Source organism: Allobosea sp. TAB14 (assembly GCF_052113865.1).
GTDB lineage: Bacteria > Pseudomonadota > Alphaproteobacteria > Rhizobiales > Beijerinckiaceae > Allobosea > Allobosea spartocytisi.
In genome coordinates, this window is the sequence record NZ_JBFRDQ010000015.1 from 23,230 (window position 1) to 44,642 (window position 21,413).

A 21,413-nucleotide genomic window follows, 5' to 3' on the forward strand; every position below is an offset into this window, starting at 1 on the left:
TGCTCGCGCAAATCGCCGCCGGGTCAAGACTGTCCCTGCGTCGGGGCGGTCATTCGGAGATCGGAGGAAGGGCCGTCAATCAGCCGATCTCGGGCCAAGCCGGAGCTTGCTCGCCCGCAGCAGATGGCTGCGCATCAGGGCCGAGGCGACCTCGTTCTCACCGGCCTCCAGATGGTCGAGCATGGCGAGATGCTCGGTGCAATTCACCTGGACACGCTCGAAGCCAAGGCCCCAATCGTAGTTCGAGAGGCGTCTGAGCTGGTTCTGGCGCCGCACGGCCGAATGGAAATAGCGATTGCCCGTCGCCGCGGCCAAGTCTTCATGGAAAGCGGCATTCATTTCGTAGAAGGCGATGCTGGACGATTCGCGCCACGGGCTTCGCAGGTATTCGAGATGGCGCGCCCGCATCTCCCCGATCCAGCCTGCTTCGAGCCGGAAGTCCGGTTCGAGCATGCACATCGGCTCGATCACCATCCGGAAGCGATAGCTCTCATCGCGCAGGCGCCGGTCGCGCGGCTCATGCAGGAAGCGCCAGCCATAGCCCGGCTTGCGCTCGACCATGTCGAGATCGGCGAGGCGGGCGAGGAGCTTCTGCGCCTCCGGCCGGCCGAGCTCGTAGCGCCGCATCACCTCCAGTTCCGAGACCTCGTCCGGCAGGAGCCCGTTCTCGCGCTCATGCGCCAGCCGGACCATGGCGAGGTCGATCAGCTCGGGCGGCAGGACACTCGCCGTCGCATCCGGCAGCGCGACGACCTCGATCCCCTTGTTGGCGAGCCGCCGCACCACGCCCTGACGGGCGAGATGGTCGAGCGCGGCGCGGACCGGGGTGCGCGAGACGCCGAGCCGCTGCGCCGTGCCGTTCTCGTTCAGCCGGGCGCCGGCGCCGAGGCCGTCATCCCGCATCATCTGCAGGATGCGCTCGGCGATCTCCTGCTGCAGCCGCGTCGGCGTCGTCATCGAAGGCCTTGATTGTTTTAGTTCGTGATGAAATACAATACAGCATAACTCCAGGCCAGCATATCCGAAAGGCCCCACGCCATGGTCCAGCCCTGCCCCTTCGTCGATGTCTCCGGCTCGCCCTATGAGCGCGGCCGCCAGCATGGCGCGGCCGTGCCGAGCCGCGTGAAGCGCTCGATCGAGCTCTATGGCGGCCAACTCGGCGATCTCGGCTACGACGCCAAGGCCAAATCGGCCCTGATCGGCGAGTTCGCCCGCGAGATCGAGGCTTTCGGCGCGCATTACATCGAGGAGATGCGCGGCATCGCCGACGGCGCCGGCGTCGCGCTGGAAGACATCATCATGGTCAATGCCCGCACCGAGGTGATCGCCAAGGCGCGGATGGTCAAGAACAAGCCGGTCGAGGCSRSCGAGGAGCTCGACGAYGGYTGCACSGGCGCGRTCATYCTGCCCGAGCGCAGCGCSAMSGGSGAASTCATCCACGGCCAGAACTGGGACTGGCGCGCCGAATGCGCGGAGACCGCGATCGTGCTGCGCGTGCGCCGCGACGACGGCCCGGACTTCCTGACCTTCGTCGAGGCCGGCGGCCTCGCCCGCTGCGGCATGAACGCGGCCGGCGTCTCGATCACCGCCAACTATCTCGAATGCGACCGCGACTTCAGCCAGACCGGCGTGCCGCTCGCCCTGATCCGCCGCAAGGTGCTGGAGCAGGAGCATCTCGCCTTCGCGATCAAGGCCGTGGCGGCGACGCCGAAGGCCTGCTCCAACAACATGATGCTCTCGACCGTGAAGGGCTTCGGCATCGATTTCGAATGCGCCCCGGACGAAGCCTTCCCGATCTACCCGGAAGACGGCATGATCGTGCATGCCAATCACTGGGTCGGCCAGATCGCGCTGACCAAGGTCAAGAACACCAGCATCCCGCGCGTGCCGGAGAGCTTCTACCGCGACTGGCGGGTCAAGAAGCTGCTCAATGAGGCCGGCCGCAAGCTGACGGTCGACGATCTCAAGCAGGCCCTCTTCGACGATTTCCTCTCGCCCTATTCGGTCTGCCGTCCGGCCCGCCCGAACGAGCAGGGCAACCTCTCGGCCACCGTCGCGATGGTGATCATGCAGCCGGCCAAGGGGATCATGGAGGTCGCGCCGCTGCCCGCCCAGAACCGCGTCTTCACCCGCTACAGCCTGACCGAGGATCCGGTCCTGCTCGCCGAAGCGGCCGAATAACCCGGCCACGCAGCGTTTTCGAGCGGAGCGGCCACCGCTTCGCGTGCAGACAATGCGTCAGGAAAGACGGAGCGCTCCCCGCTCGGGAGAGGCGAGGGRGCGCTCCGATACCGCGTCACAACCGCATAAAAACAGGGGAACATGATGCGCCGAACCGCCACCGCCACTGCCCTCGCTGCCGCGCTCCTGTGCGGCGGCGTGCAGATCGCCGAGGCCAGCACGCTCAGGATCCAGCTTCGCGCCGACATCCGCTCGATCAATCCCGGCGTCAACCGCGACGCCAACACCGACGGCGTCGTGCTGCAGATGGTCGAAGGCCTCGTCGCCTATGGCGAGGATGCGCTGCCCAAGCCGCTGCTGGCCGAGAAGGTCGAGATCTCGCCGGACGGCAGGAGCTACACCTTCACGCTGCGCCAGGGCGTGAAGTTCCATAACGGCGCGCCGCTCACCGCAGCCGACGTGCTGTGGAGCTGGAACCGCTATATGGATCCGAAGACCGACTGGCGCTGCCTCTCGGAATTCGACGGCCGCGGCCTGGTCAAGGTCGAGACGGTCACGGCGCCCGACGACAAGACCGTGATGTTCCAGCTCGACAAGCCGAGCGCGCTTTTCCTCTCCTCACTCGCCCGCACCGACTGCGCCATGACCGGSATCMTSCACAAGGATTCGGTSAAGGCSGAYGGCWSYTTCGACAAGCCGATCGGCACCGGCCCGTTCAAGCTCGGCGAGTGGAAGCGCGGCGAATACATCAAGCTCGATCGCTTCGCCGATTACGCCTCTCTGCCCGGCAAGATCGACGGGATGACCGGCGCCAAGAAGCCGCTGGTCGACGAAGTCCGCTTCGTCGTCATCCCCGACAACGCCACCGCCAAGGCCGCCCTGCTGCGCGGCGACATCGACGTTGTCCCCGACATCGCCAATTCCGACATCGCGGAGTTGAAGAAGAACGACAAGGTCAAGACCTCGGTCATCACCAGCATGAGCCTCGTCGGGCTGATCATCCAGACGCGCGACCCTCTGTTGCAGAACGTCAAGCTGCGCCAGGCCATCGCCGCCGCGATCGACGTCAAGGAACTGGTCGCGACCATCACCGACGGCCTCGGAACGCCGAACAATTCGATCATCCCGATGCTCTCCGCCTATTACGGCGCCGCGCAGAAGGAGGGCTGGGCATACGAYCCGGCCGCCGCCARGAAGCTYMTCGCSGAGGCCGGCTACAAGGGCGAGAAGATCGTGATGCTCGCCAACAAGCGCTAYCCCGAAAGCTTCGACGCCGCCGTCGTCGCCCAGCAGATGCTGAAGGCGGTCGGCCTCAATATCGAGATCGAGGTGCTGGAATGGGCGACGCAGCTCGACCGCTACACCAAGGGCAACTACCAGATGCAGGCCTTCCCCTATTCGGGCCGCATGGATCCGGCGCTGAGCTATGAATCGATGACCGGACCGAAGGACAAGCAGCCGCGCAAGCTCTGGGACAATCCCGAGGTGCAGGCCCTGCTCGACAAGTCGATGGTGGTGAACGACCGGGCCGGGCGCCAGGCGATCTTCGACACGCTGCACCGGCGCTTCCTCGCGGAGGTGCCGATGGTGATGCTCTATAACGGCATCGTCGGCGGCGCGATGAGCGCCAAGACCCAGGGCTATGTCTCGACGGTGAGCTCGCTGCCCCGCGCCTGGGAAGTTACGGTCGGCGAATAACGGACCCTCCGCCTCCGGGCTTTCGCGCAAAGGCAGGCCCGTTCAGGGCCTGCCGGACGACACGACAACAAGGGGAACGGGAATGATCCGCATTTCGGCTTCGGCATTGGCGCTCGCGCTCATCGGCGGCGCGGCACAGGCGCAGACCATCAATGTCGCGCTCAATGCCGACATCCGCTCGACCAATCCGGGCGTCAACCGCGACGACAACACCGACGCCGTCGTGCTGCATATGGTCGAGGGCCTCGTCGGCTATCGCGAGAACGGCGCGGTTGCGCCGCTGCTGGCCGAGACCATCGACGTCTCCCAGGACGGGCTGACCTACACCTTCCATCTGCGCAAGGGCGTGAAGTTCCACAACGGCGCGGAGATGACCTCCGCCGACGTGCTGTGGAGCTGGAACCGCTACATGGACCCGAAGACCGACTGGCGCTGCAAGCCGGRGTTCGACGGCAGGATCGGGCTCAAGGTCACCGAGGCGGTCGCTCCCGACCCTGCGACCTTCGTGATGAAGCTGGAAAAGCCGAGCGCGCTCTTCCTCGACACCATGGCCCGCACCGACTGCGCCATGGTCGCGATCCTGCACAAGGATTCCGTGAAGCCCGACGGAAGCTGGGACAAGCCGATCGGCACCGGCCCGTTCCAGCTCGCCGACTGGCGCCGCGGCGAATTCGTCCTGCTGAAGCGCTTCGACGGTTATGTCTCGCCTGTTGGCGACAAGCGCGACGGCTATGTCGGCTCCAAACGGCCGCTCGTGCCGGAGGTGAAGTTCCTCGCCATCGCCGATGGCGCGACCGTCAAGGCCGGCATGATCTCGGGCGCGCTCGATGTCGCCGACGTTCCGGACCAGGATGTGCCGGAGATGCAGAAGACCGGCCTGCAGGTCCTGACCGCGCCGAGCGCCACCAAGCACACGATCCTGCTCCAGACCCGCGACCCGCTGCTGTCGAATGTGAAGATGCGCCAGGCGATCGCCTCCGCGCTCGATCTCGACGAGATCGTCGGCGCCGTCTCGAACGGGCTGGGCAAGACCAACAACTCGGCCGTCTACATCACCTCGCCCTATTACGACGAGGTCCAGAAGAAGCGTTACGCGCACGACCCCGCCCGGACGAAGAAGCTGCTCACGGAAGCCGGCTACAAGGGCGAGACGATCAAGCTGATCGCCAACAAGCGCGCGACCGTGCCGAGCTACCCCGTCGCGATCATGACGCAGGCGATGCTGGAAGCAGCCGGCATCAAGGCCGAGATCGAGATCCTGGAATGGGCGACGCAGCTCGACCGCTTCTCGAAGGGCAACTACCAGATGATGTCCTTCAGCTACTCGGCCCGGATCGATCCCGCCCAGAGCTACAACCAGTTCTCCGGCCCCAAGGACAACCTGCCCTCGAAGGTCTGGGACAGCCGCGAGGCCGATGCGCTGATCGAGAAGGCGACGCTGATCAATGACCAGGCCGAGCGGAAGAAGATCTTCGACCAGCTCCACACAATGATGCTGGCCGATGCGCCGCTGATCTTTCTCTACAATCAGGTCGACACCGCCGTGGTCTCGAAGCGCCTGCAGGGTTTCGCGCCCTGGGTCGCCTCGAAGCCCCGGCTCTGGGAGGTCAGCCTCGCCAGGTGAGGTGGAGGCTTCCCGGCGCGGAAACGCTGCGGCTCACACCGGCACAGCCAGTGGCGGCACCAGCGTAGCCCCCTTGGCGACATGCGTCGCGACCAGGGCGGCAAGGCGGCCGGCGTCGCGCGCCTTCAGGGCCTCCATCATCGCATAGTGCTCGCGGTCGCTGCGCAGCAGAGATTCATGCGAGCYCCACACCGTGATCCGCGAGCCGCGCCCGCGATCGCGCAAGGCCCAGATCGTCTCCTGCAACACGGCATTTCCGCAGAAGGAGTACATCAGTTGATGGAAGGCGTGGTTGATCTCGCTCTGCTCGGTGCGGCTACCGGTCAATACGGCCGCCGAGAACTGCGCCGCCAGTTCGTCGAGCCGCGCGATCCCGGCTTCGTCGATGCGCGCGACCGCTCTTTCCGCCGCCGCCGTCTCGAGCATGACCCGGATCGCGACGATCTCCTGATAGGTCTTCATGTCGATCTCGGCGACGCGGTAGCCCCGGTTCGGGACATGCTCGATCGTCTTGCGCGCGGTGAGCTCGTCAAGCGCGCCGCGCACGTCGAAGCGCGTCGCCTCGAAACGTTCCTCCAAATCGATCTGGCGCAGCCATTCGCCCGGTCGATACATCCGCAGGCGGATGGCCTCCGCGATCGCATTGGCGAGGTCGGCCCGTCGGGTGCCGGTGTTTTTGCGTTTCCGCTCGGACGTCATGGCAGGCTCTCTAAAGCATTCTCGAGCGAAATCGACACCGGTTGGCGTAAGCAAAATGGGGCAAGCAGGAATTGTCCGGCGCGGCAGAAGTTGGTTGCGGAACGGACCATAACATGCAACATAATTGGCGCCAATAATTTCACCAGAGGAGCAGGCCCGTGAGCGCCGTGGCAGAACAGACCGGCAAGCCGGAAGACGAGGCAGCCGCGCGCGGCAAGGCGCTCTACGAATACGGGCCGACCTCGATCTATTCGGCGAAGCACGATCCGCGCTTCCCCTACTGCCTCTATGTGCCGCCGAATCTCGGAAAGACCGGCGAGAAGCCGGAGCTGATCGTCGCGATGCACGGCACCGGCCGCGGCTTCACCGGCTATCGCGACGCCTTCTCCGCCTTCGCCCGCTGGAACAACTGCATCATCCTGGCACCGCTCTTCCCGATCGGCGTGATGGGCGACGGCTATCGCGACGGCTTCAAATACATGCGCGAGGGCAATCTCCGTTACGACCACGTCCTGCTCGCCATCATCGACGAGGTCTGCGAGCGCTATCGTCTCGCCTTCGAGCGCTTCGGCCTGTTCGGCTATTCCGGCGGCGGCCATTTCGCCCATCGCTTCCTGATGCTCCAGCCGCACAGGCTCTGGGGCGTCTCGATCGGCGCGCCGGGCTCTGTCACCCTGCTCGATCCGACGCGCGACTGGTGGGTCGGCACCCGCAACTTCGCCGAACTCTTCGGCCAGGAGCTCGACATCCCCGCCATGCGGAAGGTCGCGGTTCAGATGATCGTCGGCGCTGCCGATCTCGAGACTTGGGAGATCACCCACAAGCCCGGCGGCCGCAACTGGATGCCGGACGCCAACCATGCCGGCGCGACGCGGCCCGAGCGGCTGGCAAGCTTGCGCGACAACTTCGCGGAAAACGGCATCGCCGCCCGCTTCGACCTCGTGCCGAACACGCCCCATGACGGCCAGAAGGTCGTGCCGACCGTCGAGGATTTCTTCGCCGCCGAGCTCAAGAAGCTCCGCAGCGCCCGCAAGGCCGCCTGACGGCTAAACCGATAAGCATGTCGATCACGACAGCAACGACAACAGGGGAATGACCATGAACCGTCTGTTCGCTTCCGCCTTTGCGCTCGCCCTGTCGGCGGGCGCGGTCAACGCGCAAACGCTCACCGCCGTGCTCAACGCCGACATCCGCTCGACCAATCCCGGCGTGAACCGGGACGGCAACACCGACGCCGTCGAGATGCACATGGTCGAGGGCCTCGTCGGCTATGCCGAGGACGGCTCGGTCGGCCCGCTGCTGGCGGAAAAGGTCGAGATCTCGCCCGACGGCAAGACCTACACTTTCCGCCTGCGCAAGGGCGTGAAGTTCCATAACGGCGCCACCATGACCTCGGCCGACGTGCTGTGGAGCTGGAACCGCTACATGGACCCGAAGACCGACTGGCGCTGCCTCTCCGATCTCGACGGGCGCAGCGGCCTCAAGGTCGTCTCCGCCACGGCCCCGGATGCCGATACCTTCGTCATGGAGATCGACAAGCCGAACGGGCTCTTCCTCGACACGCTCGCCCGCGCCGATTGCGGCGGCACGGCCGTGATCCACAAGGATTCCGTCAAGGCCGACGGGAGCTGGGACAAGCCGGTCGGCACCGGCCCCTTCATGCTCGGCGAATGGAAGCGCGGCCAGTCGGTCCAGCTCCTCGCCTTCGACCAGTACGTCTCGCCGAAGGGCGACAAGCGCGACGGCTATATCGGCTCGAAGCGCCCGCTGGTGAAGGAAGCGCGCTTCCTGGTCATCCCCGATGCGGCGACGGTGAAAGCCGGCCTGCTCGCAGGCTCGCTCGACATGGCGCTGATGCCGGAATCGGACGTGCCCGACCTGAAGAACGCCCCCAATGTTACGCTGGCGATCGCCCCTAACCCGGTCCGCCACAGCCTGATCATCCAGACGCGCGACCCGCTGATGAAGAACCAGGCCCTGCGCCAGGCGATCGCCGCCGCGATCGACTTCCCCGAGCTCGTCGCCAATGTCAGCAACGGCCTCGGCAAGCCCAACAACTCGCCGGTCTACATGACCTCGAAATACTATGGCGATGCCGAGAAGCAGGGCTTCAAATACGATCCCGCCGCGGCCAAAGCCCTGCTCCAGAAGGCCGGCTACAAGGGCGAGAAGATCACCATCCTCGCCAACAAGCGCTCCTCGGTGCCGAGCTTCAACACCGCGGTCATCGCCCAGGCGATGATGCAGGCGGTCGGCATCAACGCCGAGATCGAGGTCCTTGAGTGGGCGACGCAGCTCGACCGCTACAACAAGGGCAACTACCAGATGCAGGCCTTCTCCTATTCGAGCCGCTTCGACCCCGCGCTCGGCTTCGAGCAGATCTCCGGCCCGAAGGACAAGCAGCCGCGCAAAGTCTGGGRGGATCCCGAAGCGCTCGCCCTGATCGACAAGTCGATGGTGGTGACCGATCCGGCCGAGCGCCAGAAGCTCTTCGACGAATTGCACAAGCGCTTCATCGAGCAGGTGCCGACGATCTTCACCCATAACGATCTCGACATCATCGCCCATTCCAAGCGCGTGACCGGCGTGACGCCCTGGGCGTCGCAGCTGCGGCTCTGGGAAGTCAGCGTCGCCAAGTAGGCGGCTTCCGGGATCGTCGAGCTTGGGAGGCTTGCATGTTTCGCTTTGCGCTGACGCGGATAGGGATGGCGTTGCCGACGCTGCTGATCGTGGCGGTGTCGGTCTTCGTCCTGATCCGGCTGATTCCGGGTGATCCGGCCCAGTTGATGCTGGGCGATCTGGCGACGCCGGCGAGCCTCGCCGATCTGCGCGCCCGGCTCGGCCTCGACCAGTCGCTGCCGGTGCAGTTCGGCATCTGGATCGGCCATGTCCTGCACGGCGATTTCGGCCAGTCGATCTCGTCGCAGCAGGCGGTGCTGCCGCTGATCCTGCAGCGTTTCGCGGTCAGCGCGCAGATCGTGCTCGTTGCCGTGCTGCTGGCGAGCCTGTTTGCCGTTCCGGCCGGCGTGATCGCCGCCTGGAAGCAGGATTCGTCCCTCGATATCGGCCTCGTCAGCGCCGCCACGCTGCTGCTCTCGATCCCGACCTTCTGGCTCGGCCTGCTSCTSYTGCTSTTCTTCGGSCTSAAGCTCGRMTGGCTKCCGGTCGTCGGCTATGTCTCGATCGCCGAGAACGCCAAGGCCGGCCTGCTCTACCTGATCATGCCGATCCTGACGCTGTTCCTGCACGAGATGGGCGTCATCCTGCGCATGGCGCGCGCCTCGACGCTGGAGGTGCTCCGGCTCGACTACATCACCCATGCCCGCGCCAAGGGCCTCAGCGAGAGCGCCGTGCTCTGGCGCCACGCCTTCAAGAACGCCTTCGGCCCGACCTGGACGCTGATCGGCCTCGTGCTCGGCAACCTGCTCGGCGGCATCGCGGTCGTCGAGACCGTCTTCACCATCCCCGGATTGGGCCGCCTGCTCGTCGATGCGATCTTCGCGCGCGACTACCCGGTCATCCAGGGCTGCATGCTCTTCGTCGCCTTCACCTATGTGCTGGTGAACCTCGTCATCGACCTCTGCTACCCGGTCTTCGATCCAAGGGTGACTGCGCAATGAGCGGCGACGGCACAATGACCCGCAGCAGCACGATGAGCGGCGAGCGCCGCCTGAAGCTCCCCGCCCCCAATGCGCTCGTCGGCGGCACGCTGATCGCGATCCTGCTCGCCGCCGCCGGCACCGGCGCACTCTGGACGCCCTACGACCCGCTCAAGCTCTCCTTCCGCGAGAAGCTCGTGGCGCCCAATGCGCTGCACTGGCTCGGCACCGACGAGTTCGGCCGCGACGTGCTCTCGCGCCTGATGGCGGGTGCTGCGACGAGCGTGTGGATCAGCATCCTGACCGTGACGCTCGCCGTCGTGATGGGCACCACGATCGGCCTGTTCTCCGGCTATATGCGCGGCTGGACCGACCGCGTCATCATGGCCTTCAACGACGCACTGCTCGCCTTCCCCGGCATCCTGCTGGCGCTCGGCTTGCTTGCCGTGCTCGGCGCCAACAAATACGGCATCATCGTCGCGCTGGGCATCGCCTATACGCCCTCGGTGGCGCGCGTCGTACGCGGCACGGTGCTCTCGCTGCGCGAGCGCGAATTCATCGCAGCCTCCCGCGTCATGGGCAATGGCGAGGGCTGCACCATGCTCCGCCACATCCTGCCGAACTGCATCGCGCCGCTGACCGTGCTGGCGACCTCGATGTTCGGCTACGTGCTGCTGGCTGAGAGCGCGCTGTCCTTCCTCGGTCTCGGCGTGCCGCCGCCGGCCCCGACCTGGGGCAACATGCTCGCCGGTTCCCGCCCCTATATCGACCAGGCCGCCTGGCTCGGTATCTTCCCGGGCCTGTGCATCTCGCTGACCCTGCTCGGCATCAACCTGCTCGGCGACGCGCTGCGCGACAAGCTCGACCCGCGGATGAGGGGCTCGCGATGACCACCAAAGCGTTTTCAAGCGAAGTGGGCACCGGTTCGCGTGAAGAACCGAAGGTCCGCGTCAGCGAACATGCGTCGAACAAGGCCGCCGCACCTCTTCTCGACGTAGCCGGGCTGACGCTGAAGATCGGGGCCAGCGGCCGCAGCGTCGTCAACGACGTCTCCTTCCAGGTCTTCCCGGGCGAGATCGTCGGCATCGTCGGCGAATCCGGCTCGGGCAAGACGCTGGCCGCGCGGGCCGTGATGGGCTTCATCCCGCCGGCCGTGCGCCTGACCGGCGGCGCCATCCGCTTCGAGGGCCAGGATGTGATGGCCATGTCCGGCAAGGATCTGCGCGCCATGCGCGGCTCCCGCGTCGGCATGGTCTTCCAGGAGCCGATGACATCGCTCAACCCCTCCATGCTGATCGGCCGCCAGCTCGACGAGGGGCTTGAGCTGCATCGCAAGCTCGATGCCGCCGGGCGCAAGGCGCTGATCCTCGACATGCTCCGGCGCGTCGGCCTGCGCGATCCGGAAGGGGCGCTCGACTCCTACCCGCATCAGTTCTCGGGCGGCATGCGCCAGCGCATCATGCTGGCCTCCGTGATGCTGCTCAAACCGGCTCTGCTCCTCGCCGATGAGCCGACCACCGCGCTCGACGCCGTGGTCCAGCGCGACGTGATGGAGCTGATGGTCGACCTGACCCAGGCCAACGACACCGCCGTGCTGCTGATCTCGCATGATCTCGGCATGGTCGCGCGCTATTGCAGCCGCATCGTCGTGATGTGCCAGGGCGACGTCGTCGAGCAAGGTTCGGCCGAGGACATCCTCGCCCGGCCGCAGCACCCCTACACCCGCAAGCTGCTGGCCGCGATGCCCCAGCGCCTGCCGGCCCGCTTCCTGCCGCAGGACCAGACCCCGATCGTCGCCGTGCGCGACCTTATCGTCGACTATCCCGGCCGGCAGGGCTTCTTCCGCAAGAGCGCGCCCAAGCGCGCCCTGCACGGCATCAGCATCGACGTGCAGCCGGGCGAGGTCGTCGCGGTGGTCGGCGGCTCCGGCTCGGGCAAGACGACGCTCGGCCAGTCGATCGCCGGGTTGGTCAAGCCCTCGGGCGGCGAGATCCTGTTCAACGGCAAGCCGATCGCGAAGAGCGACACCGCCTATTGGGACTACCGGCTCAACTGTCAGATGGTCTTCCAGGACCCCTATTCGTCGCTCGACCCGCGCATGACCATCGGCCAGCTCGTCGGCGAACCGCTACGGCTGGTCGAGGCGATGAGCGGCGCTCAGAAGAAGGCCCGCGTCGCCGAGGTGCTGGCCGAGGTCGGGCTGAAGGACGGCTTCGCCGATCGCTATCCGCACGAGCTTTCCGGCGGCCAGCGCCAGCGYRTCGCCATYGCCCGTGCCATCGTGCGGCGGCCGAGCTTCGTCATCGCCGACGAGCCGGTCTCGGCGCTCGACGTGACCGTGCGCGCGCAGGTGCTGGAACTCTTCGACGATCTGCAGAAGAAGCACGGCTTCTCCTGCCTGTTCATCAGCCACGATCTCGGCGTGGTCGAGCAGGTCGCCGACCGTGTCATCGTCATGCATGAGGGCCGCATCGTCGAGGAAGGTCCCCGCGACGACATCTTCGACAACCCGCAGCACGACTACACCAAGAAACTCCTCTCGGCCGTGCCCGGCCTCGAAAGCACCGGCGACGGCGGCGTCAGGCTGTTCTGGCGATTGGGCGAGGGCGAGGCTTCCGCCTCGGCCTGATCGCCTTTTCGGATTGAGCGTGCCGCAAGCTGGAGCGACAGCCAAACCGCGCGTCATGCTCGGGCTTGGCCCGAGCACCTCGTGCCGGAGGAGGCTCCCCCACCTTCTTGTCCGGAGATTCTCGGGTCGGCGCTGACGCGACGCCCGAGAATGACGTGCAGGGAAGAACTCAGCCCTTGCGCTGCTTGGCGCCGACGAGCTCGTCCCATTTGCGGAAGGCGACGACCATCTTGTCGGGCTTCAGCGGCAGCTCGATCGGATTGTTGGCGATGAGCTCGGCATATTCCGGCCGGCCGAATTCCGCGATGACCTCCTGGCTGCGCTTCGGCGCCAGCGAGAGCGGCACGTTCTTCACCGCCGGGCCGGGATAGAGATAGCCCTCGTCATAGGAATAGGCCTGCATCTTCGGCTGCAGCACATGCGCCATGATGTCGAGCACCACGGCGAGGCGGTCGTTCGGCACCCCCTTCGGCACGCACATGAAGAAGGCGTCCGAGACCCAGTGGAAGCCCTTCAACGTCTGGATCTTGGCTTCCTTCGGCACGATGCCGAGGGCGCGCGGATTGATGTCCCAGCCCGTCGTCGAGATGATGATGTCGCGCGAACCGTCGCCGAACTCCTTCATCGTCGCGCCGGTGCCGGCCGGGTAATACTCGATGTGCTGGCCGAGTTCCTGCAGATAGGCCCAGGTCTTGTCCCAACCGCCGACCGGATCCTGCGGGTCCTTGTCGCCGAGCAGATAGGGCAGGCCCATCATGAAGGTGCGGCCGGGTCCCGAATTGGTCGGGCGCGCATACATGAACTTGTTGGGATGGGCCTTGGCCCAGGCCAGCAGCTCCTCCGCCGTGGTCGGCACCTGTTTGACGCGGTCGGGCATATATTCGAGCAGCGGGCCGGACGGGTAATAGTTCATCACCACGCCGAAGCCCGCACCTTGCGCCTTGTGAAGGTTGAGCGCCGCCGGCTCGTAGTTCTCCTCGAGACCGGGGAACTTGTCGGCGAAATCCGGGAAGATCTTGAGCCAGAGATTCTGCTCGAGCCCGGCCGCGAGGCCGTCCGAACCGGTCAGCACGAGGTCGAGATCGGAGCGGCCGGCATCCTGCTGCGCCTTGATCTTGCTCGCAAGCTCCGGCGCCGGCGCCTTCACATAGGTGATGCGCGAGACCAGCTTGGGATTGGCGCTGCGATAATCGTCGAAAGCCTGCTGCATCAGCGCCAGCGCCCCGCCGACATCGATGATGTTGATCGCGACCGGCGCGGAAGGCAGCGGCGGCGAGGCGGCGAAGGCGCCGCTCGCTCCGGTCGCCAGCGCCCCGAGCCCTCCGAGGACGGCGCGGCGATCGATACCCTTCGAGAATTCCGTCATGGTTCTCCCCTTTTGTTTGATGGTGACGTCTTCAGGCCGCTGCGGGTGCAGCAAATTCGCGCGTGATGTCGCCGACCCGGACGCTGCGCACCCGCAATTCCGGCGACCATGCGATCTCGCTCTCCGGCAAGGCGATGCCGGCCTTAGCCAAGGCGCCCGCGATCGCGGCCAGCGCATGGGTCGAGGCCATCGCCACCGCCTCCTCCGGCGTGGCGATGCCCCAGGCGACGACGTTGCGCACAGCGTCGTCGAGCTTGAGCGCCGAACCCGCGAGCGAAACGCCGCCGGGCTGCCGCACCGAGCCGTCAGCCGCCAGATCGACCGGCATGCCGGCGAAGCTGTAACGCCCCGGCTCGGCGCCTGCCGCCACGACCGCATCGGTGACGAGGATCGAGCGCTCCAAGCCCTTGGCCCGGATCAGGCTCTTCAGCGCCTTCGGATGGATATGGATGCCGTCGGCAATGAAGCCCGCCATCAGCCGGTCCTCCGCGAGCTGCGCGAAGAGCGGGTTGACCAACTTGTGCATCTGCTGCGGCAGGCCGTTGCCGAGATGGGTCGAGAGCGTCGCGCCGGCATCGGCCGCCGCCGCCACGATCTCGAAATCCACCGCCGCATGGCCGATGGCGACGACCTTGCCCAGACGCGCCAACGCAGCCACGAGCGCAATCCCGCCCGCGACCTCGGGAGCCAGCGTCACCATCAGGATCGGCCGCGCGAGGCCTTGTTCCAGCTTCGCGATCAGGCCGGCATCCGCCGCCGTCATCGCCTCGGGCGGATGGCAGCCGGCATAGCCGCCGGCCGGATTGAGGAACGGCCCTTCGAGATGATAGCCGGGGCACATCAGCGGCCCGAGGCGGCTCTCGGCGACCGCCTTGTCGAGCGCCGCGAAGCGCGCTTCCAGCTCGTGGGGATGCGCCGTGATGATCGTCGGCAGGCAAGTGGTGACGCCAGTCGCCAGCATCGCCTCCAGCGCCCGGTCGAGCTCGCCGGCCGTGATCGTCCCGGAATTGAAGTCGACCCCGGCGAAGCCGTTGACCTGGAGATCGACGAGGCCGGGCGTGCGCATCCCTCAGCCCTTCCGGGTCAGCAGCGCGGCGGCGGCCGGATCGATGAAGAGCACGGTGCGCGGATGCGTCTGCAGGATCGAGGCGGGGCTGAGATTGCTGACCGGCCCTTCCAGCGCCGCCTTCGTGGCCTCGGCCTTGCGGGTGTCGGAAACCGAGAGCACGATCAATTCGCTCTTCATGATCTGGCGAATGCTCATCGAGATCGCCTGCTGCGGCACCGCCTCGAAGCTCGGGAACCAGCCCTCGCCGAATTGCTGGCGCCGGCAGGCCTCGTCCAGCGTCACGACGATGTAAGGCTCTTCCGTCTCGAAATCGGCCGGCGGATCGTTGAAGGCGAGGTGGCAGTTCTCACCGATGCCGGCGAAGCAGACGCAGATGCGCCGGCCGGCGATCAGGCCGCTCAGCGCCTTCGCATTCGCCTGCGGATCCCCCTCGCCATCGACGGGAACGAAGCGCGGCGCATCGTTCAGCGGCGCCATGAAGCGCAGGCGCAGATAGCGCCGGAAGCTCGCCGGATGCGTCTCGGGCAGGCCGACATATTCGTCGAGATGGAAGGCGGTGACCTTCGACCAGTCGATGCCCTCGGCCTTGACCAGATGCGACAGCATCTCGAACTGGCTCGCGCCGGTCGCGACGACGATCGAGGCTTCCCCGTCACGTGCGATCGCCTCGCGGATCACTTGCGCGCCCAGCGCCGCCGCCTGCCGGCCGAGAAGATCCTTGTCGGAGGCGACATGCATCTCGATCATCGATTTTTGAACCTTTTGCGAGCTAAAATTTCCGATATTCTGGCACTGAGCTTCACCAAGGCCGCTCCGGAACGCAATGATTAATTTTGAACGCAACCGTTCTGAAATACAGCGCTCGTTCCCGAAGCTGCCATGAGTCTGATCGCGCTCGACGAAACACGCTTCGGACTGGCGCATCAGCGCGACTGCGCTCGTGCCTATGGCTTGATCCTCGCCGGCCAGGCCCATTCGCGCGGCGACCTCAGCCGCCTGCTCGACCTGCGCTCGACCAGCACCTCGCGCGTGGTCGGGGATCTGGTGGCGCGCCGCCTCGTCATCGAAACGACCGGCGAAGCCACGGGCCGAGGCCGCCCCTCCGCCATCCTGCTGGCCCATAATCGACGGATCGGCGCCTCCGTCATCCATGTCTCCAGCCAATCCCTGTCCGGCGCGCTGGTCGATCTCAGCGGGCATCTGGTCACCGAGCGCCGCATGCCGATCGAGGCGGAGGCCAGCAACGAGACCATCGCCGAAGCCATGGCCGCGCTGGCGCGGACCCTGCTGGAGGCGATGCCGCCCGGCATGAGCCATGCCGGCACGGCGGTCTCGCTCTCCGGCCTGATCGACCTGCGCCGCGGCCAATGGCTCTTGGCCTCGCGCTGGCCGCGGATGCGCGGACTCGATGTCGAAGCGGTCCTTGCGCCTATCGCCGGGCCGGTCGAGATCTGCCGCAATCTCGATGCCGAACTGCGCGCCCGTGCCGCCCGCGATCCCGAGCAGTTCAGCGGCGGCACGCTCCTGCTGCATTGGGGCTGGGGCATCGGCCTCGCCTATGCCGAAGACGGCAGGCCCTTCGCCCCGGCCGGCTCTTTCGGCGAGCTCGGCCATTGGCGGCTGGCCGCGCTGGGGGACCGGCCCTGCGGCTGCGGCAATACCGGCTGCCTCGAGACCGGCGCCGCGCTCTGGGCGCTGCTCCCGGCCTTGCGCCGGCACTGGCCCGCGCTCGACGAGGACGAGAAGCGCCTGTCCCGCCAGTTCGCCGGGCTCGACCTCCTCGCCTTGCCGGAGATCGACACGGCCTGCCGGACCTTGGCGCGGGCGCTGGCCAATGCCTGCCGATTATTGTTTCCGGCCCGCATCGCGGTCAGCGGTCCCTTCGCCAGCAATCCGCAGCTCTGGGCGCATTTCAATGCGCTGTTCCGGGCCGAGGGGACCATGGACGGCTTCGCCGTGCCGGACCTCGTCAGCGTCGATGCCAGCCAGCTCTATGAGATCCACGGCGCCGCAGCCCCGCTCCTGAGCCGGGCCGCCGAGGCGCTGCTGTTGAATTCGGCCTGAAGCACGTTCCGGCTTCGACAAATGGATGCCGGCCATGCGCAGGAATGCGCTTGTTGGCACTGAAAGTAGTGCACTAGTATCCCAGCGTAAGGGCTCCGCGGCGTCGCTCATGACGTCAGAAGAGAGCCGTGAACCCAGGGAGAGAACATGACACATCCGACACGACGCACCGTCATGGCCGGCGCGGCCGGCCTCGCCGCGCTCAAGGCCGGAGGCGCCTTCGCGCAAGCCGCATCCGGGCCTGTTGCGCTCAACATCATCGACGTCGCCGGCAATCTGCAGCTCACCCAGGCGGCTATCGAACGCTTCGGCAAGGACAATCCGAAGCTGATCTCGCGGCTGAATTTCTCGCGCGCGCCCTCGCCGGAACTGCCGGGCAAGCTCAAGGCGCAGCAGGCGGCCAACCGCGTCGATATCGACCTCGTGCTGACCGGCCCCGGCGCCATGTCGGACGGCATCCAGCAGGGGCTCTGGGTCGATGTCTGGAAATCGCATGCCGCGAGCCTGCCCAAGGCCGAGGAGATCTATCACGAGCAGGCGCTGATGATGCAGCGCAACTTCGGCCAGAACGAAGGCGTCGCCGTGGTCTACTCGCCCTCCGGCCCGCTCTTCGAATATGCGCCGGACCGGCTCAAGACCGTGCCGAAGACGGCCGAGGACCTCCTCGCCTATGTCAAGCAGAACCCGAAGCGCTTCACCTATGCGCGGCCGGTCAATTCCGGCCCCGGCTGGACCTGGCTGCAGGGCCTGCCCTACATCCTCGGCGATTCCGACCCGAGCGACCCGATGAAGGGCTGGGACAAGAGCTGGGCCTATCTCAAGGAGCTCGGCACCGGCATCGACTATTACCCCGGCGGCACCGCCGCGACGATGAAGGAGCTCGGCGAAGGCACCCGCGACGTCATCGTCTCGACGCTGGGCTGGGACATCAACCCGCGCGCGCTCGGCATCGTGCCGAAGGAGGCCAAGGTCTTCGTGCTCGACAAGACCCATTGGATTCCCGACACGCAGTTCATGTGCATCCCGAAGGGCACGGCGGCCGAGAAGATGCCGGCCCTGCTCGCGCTGATGTCCTACATGCTGAAGCCGGAGGCGCAGGCCTTCACCTTCGACAAGGGCTATTTCTATCCCGGCCCGGCAGTGAAGGGCGTCACCCTGGCGCAGGCGCCGCAGGAGAGCCGCGACGTGCTCGCCGAATTCGGCCGCCCCGAATACGACAAGCTGATCGAGACCCTGCCGACCCGGCCGCCGCTGACGCCGGAGCGCCTCGTCGCCGCCTTCCGGCGCTGGGACCAGGAGGTCGGCGTCGGCCACGGGGCGCCGCAATAGGAGCTATCCGGCATGCGCTTCGCCGCCATCGGCCTCGACCACCGCCATATCTACCATATGGTCGGCGGTCTCCTCGCAGCCGGCGCGACCTGCGTCGGCTTCGATCCCGCGACCAGCGACGAGCGGGTGCTCGACGGCTTCCGCGAGCGCTTTCCGACCCTGCCGGAGGTGAGCGCGGACCGGCTGATCGACGATCCCGCGATCGATCTCATCCTCTGCGCCGCCATCCCTGCTGAGCGCGCCGCCCTCGCCATCCGCGCGATGCGGGCGGGCAAGGATGTGATGGTCGACAAGCCCGGCGTCACCGATTTCGACCAGCTCGCCGCGGTCGAGCAGGCGGCAGCGGAGACCGGGCGCATCTTCTCGGTCTGCTTCTCCGAGCGCTTCATCGTTCCCGCGACGATTATAGCCGGCAAACTGATTGCCGACGGCGCGATCGGCCGCGTCGTCCAGACGCTCGGCCTCGGGCCGCATCGCTTCAACCGGGCGATCCGGCCGGGCTGGTTCTTCGACAAGCGCCATTATGGCGGCATCCTGACCGATATCGCCTCGCACCAGATCGACCAGTTCCTGCACTTCACCGGCTCGGACGATGCGGCAATCGTCGCCTCCGGCGTCGGCCATTTCGGTGGGCCGGACGTCCCCGATTTCGAGGATTTCGGCGAGATCCTGCTGCGCAGCGACCGGGCCGGCGGCTATATTCGCGTCGACTGGTTCACCGCTGACGGCCTGCCGACCTGGGGCGACGGGCGCCTCACCATCCTCGGCACCGAGGGCACCATCGAATTGCGCAAATATGTCGATATCGCCGGCCGGCCGGGCACCGACCATGTCTTCCTCGTCGACAAGTCCGGCACCCGCCATATCGACGCCTCGCACGAGCCTCTGACCTATTTTCGCGACCTGATCGTGGATATCGGCGCCCGCAGTGAGACGGCCGTGAGCCAGCGCCACACCTTCACCGTCTGCCGCCTCGCCCTGGAGGCGCAGGCGAAGGCGGCCCGGCTSCCGGTGCGGCCTGAAGCGCGATCCTGAGGAAACGCCATGACACGCAAGCTCGGCATCTCCGTGATCGGGCTCGGGCCCGCCTCCCTGCCGCACTCGAAGAGCCTGCTCGATCTGGCCGACCGTGCCGAAGTGCGCTGGGCGGTCAGCCGCACGCCGGACCGCGCCAAGGCCTATGCGCAGCAATTCCCCTTCCCGACTACGACCGATCTCGATGCCGTGCTGGCGGACCCCACCGTCGACGCCGCCATCGTGCTCACGCCGCCCTCGAGCCATCTCGACGTCTCCGCCCTCTGCCTTGAAGCCGGCAAACATGTTCTGGTCGAAAAGCCTCTAGAGCTGACCAGCGAGCGCGGCCAGCGCCTCGTCGACACCGCCCGCCGCACCGGGAAAACCTTCGGCGTCACGCTGCAGCATCGCTTCCGGCCGGCGAGCCTGCGCCTCAAAGCGGCGCTCGATTCCGGCGAACTCGGCAGCGTCGAGGCCGCGTTTCTGACCGTGCCGTGGTGGCGGCCGCAGAGCTATTACGACGAGCCGGGCCGCGGCACGCTGGCCCGCGACGGCGGCGGCGTGCTGCTGACCCAGGCAATCCATTCGCTCGATCTGTTCCGCTCCCTCGTCGGCGTCTCCAAGGTCGTGGCGGCGCAGGCGCGCACCACCGCCATCCATCGCATGGAAACGGAAGACTACGTCTCCGCTCTGCTCGAAACCGGTAACGGCGCCCCCGCGACCCTCGTCACCACCACCGCCGCCTATCCAGGCTATCCCGAGCGCATCGAGATCACCGGCACGAAGGGCTTCGCCTCGCTGATCGGCGGACGGCTTCGCCTCGCCTTCCTCGACGGGCGCGAGGAGGTGGTCGAGGCCGAGGGCTCGACCGGCAGCGGCGCCAACATCATGGATTTCCCGCACGACGCCCACCGCGCCGTCATCGCCGACTTCCTCGACGCGATCGAACAAGGCCGCGATCCCGCCATCTCCGGCGAGGAGGCCTTGGCCTCGCAGCGGCTCGTCGACGAAATCTTGCAGGCGGCGCGCCGCACCGCTTGACTTGTATCGGATTTGTATCTYCCTATACGGCATCCCGCCGGGAATGCCGCATGATCCGTTATCAGGAGATCGCCCATAGTCTCGAACTCGGCCTTGCGGCCGGGGGCGACGATTCTCGGGCGATCCCCTCCGAGCATGAGCTTTGCGAACGCTACGGCGCGAGCCGCACCACGATCCGTGCCGCACTGAAGCAGTTGCAGGACCAGGGGCTGATCGAACGCCGGCAGGGCAAGGGCACCTTCTACCGGCCGCGCCACATCACCAAGCATCTCGGCAGCATCGTCGACTTCCATAGCGAGGCCCGCATGGCCGGCCGCGTGCCGAAGACGCGGGTGCTCGCTCTTGCCACCCGCGCGGCGACGCCGGCCGAGTTCACCTTGTTCGGCGCCGACATCGCCCGCGACGGCATCGTCGACCTCCTGCGCCTGCGCAGCCTGGACGACGAGCCGGCCGTGCTGCAACGCTCGCGCCTCGGCGCCGGCGTGCTCGGCTCGGTGAAACCGGATGAATTGATGGATGCCTCGCTCTACCGCTACCTCGCCGAATGCCGCGGCATCCATGTCGCGACCGTCGAAGAGACGCTGGAACCGCTCGCGGCCGAGTCCGAAGACGCCGGCCATCTCGGCATCCCCTCGGGCACCGCGATCTTCCGCTCGCAGCGCATCGCCCGCGACGCGGTCGGCGGCGTGATCGAGCTCAGCGACAACCTGATCCGCGGCGACATCTACCGCTTCACCATCCGCCGGCAGGTCGGGAGCGTCACTCCATGAGCGTGGTCCTCGCCTGCGATCTCGGCGGCACCAGCTTCCGCGCCGCGCTCATCGACCGACAAGGCCGGACGCTGGCCGAAAGCGTCATCATCGGCCCGACGCTGATCGACCGCATGGGCTGGTCGGAGGTCGATGCCGAAGCCTGGTGGACGATTCTTTGCGAAGCGGCCGCCAAGCTCGCGGAGGCCGAGCCCGAACTGTTCGGCGCGATCGAAGGCATCGCCATCTGCGGCGTCACCCGCACGCAGGTCTTCCTCGGACGCGACGGCCGCCAGCTCCGGCCGGCGATCACCTGGAAGGACACCCGTTCGGAAGCGGCGGCCACCCGCC

19 protein-coding genes are annotated in these 21,413 nt (G+C 66.8%); 14 read left to right on the forward strand and 5 right to left on the reverse strand.

Annotated features, from left to right (window positions below):
* Positions 1–75: 75 nt before the first annotated feature.
* A complete protein-coding gene (locus AB4Y99_RS03625; protein WP_133560950.1) occupies positions 76–957 on the reverse strand; it encodes a GntR family transcriptional regulator in 882 nt (293 codons plus the stop codon).
* 81 nt (positions 958–1,038) lie between these two features.
* Here AB4Y99_RS03625 and AB4Y99_RS03630 point away from each other — a divergent pair, with 81 nt between their 5' ends.
* The 3 genes from AB4Y99_RS03630 to AB4Y99_RS03640 all read left to right on the forward strand — a co-directional run bounded on the left by AB4Y99_RS03630 (position 1,039) and on the right by AB4Y99_RS03640 (position 5,503).
* Positions 1,039–2,181: a C45 family autoproteolytic acyltransferase/hydolase gene (locus AB4Y99_RS03630; protein WP_441522404.1), complete on the forward strand. Its 1,143-nt coding sequence runs from the start codon at positions 1,039–1,041 to the stop codon at positions 2,179–2,181.
* 141 nt (positions 2,182–2,322) lie between these two features.
* Positions 2,323–3,879, forward strand: coding sequence for an ABC transporter substrate-binding protein (locus tag AB4Y99_RS03635; protein ID WP_441522405.1), 1,557 nt, complete (start codon positions 2,323–2,325; stop codon positions 3,877–3,879).
* Positions 3,880–3,961: 82 nt separating this feature from the next.
* A complete protein-coding gene (locus tag AB4Y99_RS03640) occupies positions 3,962–5,503 on the forward strand; it encodes an ABC transporter substrate-binding protein (RefSeq protein ID WP_441522406.1) in 1,542 nt (513 codons plus the stop codon).
* Between the two features lie 33 nt (positions 5,504–5,536).
* Here the strand turns inward: AB4Y99_RS03640 and AB4Y99_RS03645 are convergent, their stop codons facing one another.
* On the reverse strand, positions 5,537–6,202 hold the full coding sequence (locus tag AB4Y99_RS03645) for a GntR family transcriptional regulator (protein WP_441522407.1): 666 nt from the start codon (positions 6,200–6,202) through the stop codon (positions 5,537–5,539).
* Between the two features lie 158 nt (positions 6,203–6,360).
* Here AB4Y99_RS03645 and AB4Y99_RS03650 point away from each other — a divergent pair, with 158 nt between their 5' ends.
* The 5 genes from AB4Y99_RS03650 to AB4Y99_RS03670 are packed head-to-tail and all read left to right on the forward strand — an operon-like array spanning position 6,361 to position 12,430.
* Positions 6,361–7,245 carry an alpha/beta hydrolase family protein gene (locus AB4Y99_RS03650; protein ID WP_441522408.1) on the forward strand — a complete coding sequence of 295 codons (885 nt, stop codon included), beginning with the start codon at positions 6,361–6,363 and terminating at the stop codon, positions 7,243–7,245.
* Between the two features lie 55 nt (positions 7,246–7,300).
* Positions 7,301–8,842 (forward strand): ABC transporter substrate-binding protein, encoded by a 1,542-nt coding sequence (locus AB4Y99_RS03655; RefSeq protein ID WP_441522409.1) that lies wholly within the window; start codon positions 7,301–7,303, stop codon positions 8,840–8,842.
* Between the two features lie 35 nt (positions 8,843–8,877).
* Positions 8,878–9,822, forward strand: coding sequence for an ABC transporter permease (locus tag AB4Y99_RS03660; protein ID WP_441522410.1), 945 nt, complete (start codon positions 8,878–8,880; stop codon positions 9,820–9,822).
* 50 nt (positions 9,823–9,872) lie between these two features.
* On the forward strand, positions 9,873–10,691 hold the full coding sequence (locus AB4Y99_RS03665; RefSeq protein WP_441522419.1) for an ABC transporter permease: 819 nt from the start codon (positions 9,873–9,875) through the stop codon (positions 10,689–10,691).
* Positions 10,688–12,430, forward strand: a complete 1,743-nt coding sequence (locus tag AB4Y99_RS03670) for an ABC transporter ATP-binding protein (protein WP_441522411.1) — start codon at positions 10,688–10,690, stop codon at positions 12,428–12,430. The genes AB4Y99_RS03665 and AB4Y99_RS03670 overlap by 4 nt, the downstream gene beginning before the upstream one ends.
* A gap of 169 nt (positions 12,431–12,599) precedes the next feature.
* On the opposite strand, the gene AB4Y99_RS03675 is transcribed toward AB4Y99_RS03670, so the two are convergent.
* The 3 genes from AB4Y99_RS03675 to AB4Y99_RS03685 are packed head-to-tail and all read right to left on the reverse strand — an operon-like array spanning position 12,600 to position 15,612.
* Positions 12,600–13,796 carry an extracellular solute-binding protein gene (locus tag AB4Y99_RS03675; protein ID WP_142022788.1) on the reverse strand — a complete coding sequence of 399 codons (1,197 nt, stop codon included), beginning with the start codon at positions 13,794–13,796 and terminating at the stop codon, positions 12,600–12,602.
* A 31-nt stretch (positions 13,797–13,827) separates the two neighbouring features.
* A complete protein-coding gene (locus tag AB4Y99_RS03680) occupies positions 13,828–14,862 on the reverse strand; it encodes an N-acetylglucosamine-6-phosphate deacetylase (protein WP_441522412.1) in 1,035 nt (344 codons plus the stop codon).
* Positions 14,863–14,865: 3 nt separating this feature from the next.
* A complete protein-coding gene (locus AB4Y99_RS03685) occupies positions 14,866–15,612 on the reverse strand; it encodes a glucosamine-6-phosphate deaminase (RefSeq protein ID WP_441522413.1) in 747 nt (248 codons plus the stop codon).
* 132 nt (positions 15,613–15,744) lie between these two features.
* Between AB4Y99_RS03685 and AB4Y99_RS03690 the strand changes: the two genes are divergently transcribed.
* The 6 genes from AB4Y99_RS03690 to AB4Y99_RS03715 form a co-directional block, all read left to right on the forward strand.
* On the forward strand, positions 15,745–16,929 hold the full coding sequence (locus AB4Y99_RS03690) for an ROK family protein (protein ID WP_191124182.1): 1,185 nt from the start codon (positions 15,745–15,747) through the stop codon (positions 16,927–16,929).
* A gap of 147 nt (positions 16,930–17,076) precedes the next feature.
* Positions 17,077–18,258, forward strand: a complete 1,182-nt coding sequence (locus tag AB4Y99_RS03695) for an extracellular solute-binding protein (protein WP_038362785.1) — start codon at positions 17,077–17,079, stop codon at positions 18,256–18,258.
* Positions 18,259–18,270: 12 nt separating this feature from the next.
* Positions 18,271–19,293 carry a Gfo/Idh/MocA family protein gene (locus tag AB4Y99_RS03700; RefSeq protein WP_441522414.1) on the forward strand — a complete coding sequence of 341 codons (1,023 nt, stop codon included), beginning with the start codon at positions 18,271–18,273 and terminating at the stop codon, positions 19,291–19,293.
* Positions 19,294–19,302: 9 nt separating this feature from the next.
* Positions 19,303–20,313 (forward strand): Gfo/Idh/MocA family protein, encoded by a 1,011-nt coding sequence (locus tag AB4Y99_RS03705; RefSeq protein WP_441522415.1) that lies wholly within the window; start codon positions 19,303–19,305, stop codon positions 20,311–20,313.
* Between the two features lie 50 nt (positions 20,314–20,363).
* A complete protein-coding gene (locus AB4Y99_RS03710) occupies positions 20,364–21,083 on the forward strand; it encodes a GntR family transcriptional regulator (protein WP_441522416.1) in 720 nt (239 codons plus the stop codon).
* The coding region (locus AB4Y99_RS03715; protein WP_441522417.1) for an FGGY family carbohydrate kinase at positions 21,080–21,413 on the forward strand (334 nt) is incomplete at its 3' end. The genes AB4Y99_RS03710 and AB4Y99_RS03715, both read left to right, overlap by 4 nt.

Coding starts and splice junctions, on each gene's coding strand:
- AB4Y99_RS03625 (WP_133560950.1), bottom strand. CDS start 957: ATGACGACGCCGACGCGGCTGCAGCAGGAGATCGCCGAGCGCATCCTG.
- AB4Y99_RS03675 (WP_142022788.1), bottom strand. CDS start 13,796: ATGACGGAATTCTCGAAGGGTATCGATCGCCGCGCCGTCCTCGGAGGG.
- AB4Y99_RS03680 (WP_441522412.1), bottom strand. CDS start 14,862: ATGCGCACGCCCGGCCTCGTCGATCTCCAGGTCAACGGCTTCGCCGGG.
- AB4Y99_RS03685 (WP_441522413.1), bottom strand. CDS start 15,612: ATGATCGAGATGCATGTCGCCTCCGACAAGGATCTTCTCGGCCGGCAG.
- AB4Y99_RS03690 (WP_191124182.1), top strand. CDS start 15,745: ATGAGTCTGATCGCGCTCGACGAAACACGCTTCGGACTGGCGCATCAG.
- AB4Y99_RS03695 (WP_038362785.1), top strand. CDS start 17,077: ATGACACATCCGACACGACGCACCGTCATGGCCGGCGCGGCCGGCCTC.
- AB4Y99_RS03705 (WP_441522415.1), top strand. CDS start 19,303: ATGACACGCAAGCTCGGCATCTCCGTGATCGGGCTCGGGCCCGCCTCC.
- AB4Y99_RS03710 (WP_441522416.1), top strand. CDS start 20,364: ATGATCCGTTATCAGGAGATCGCCCATAGTCTCGAACTCGGCCTTGCG.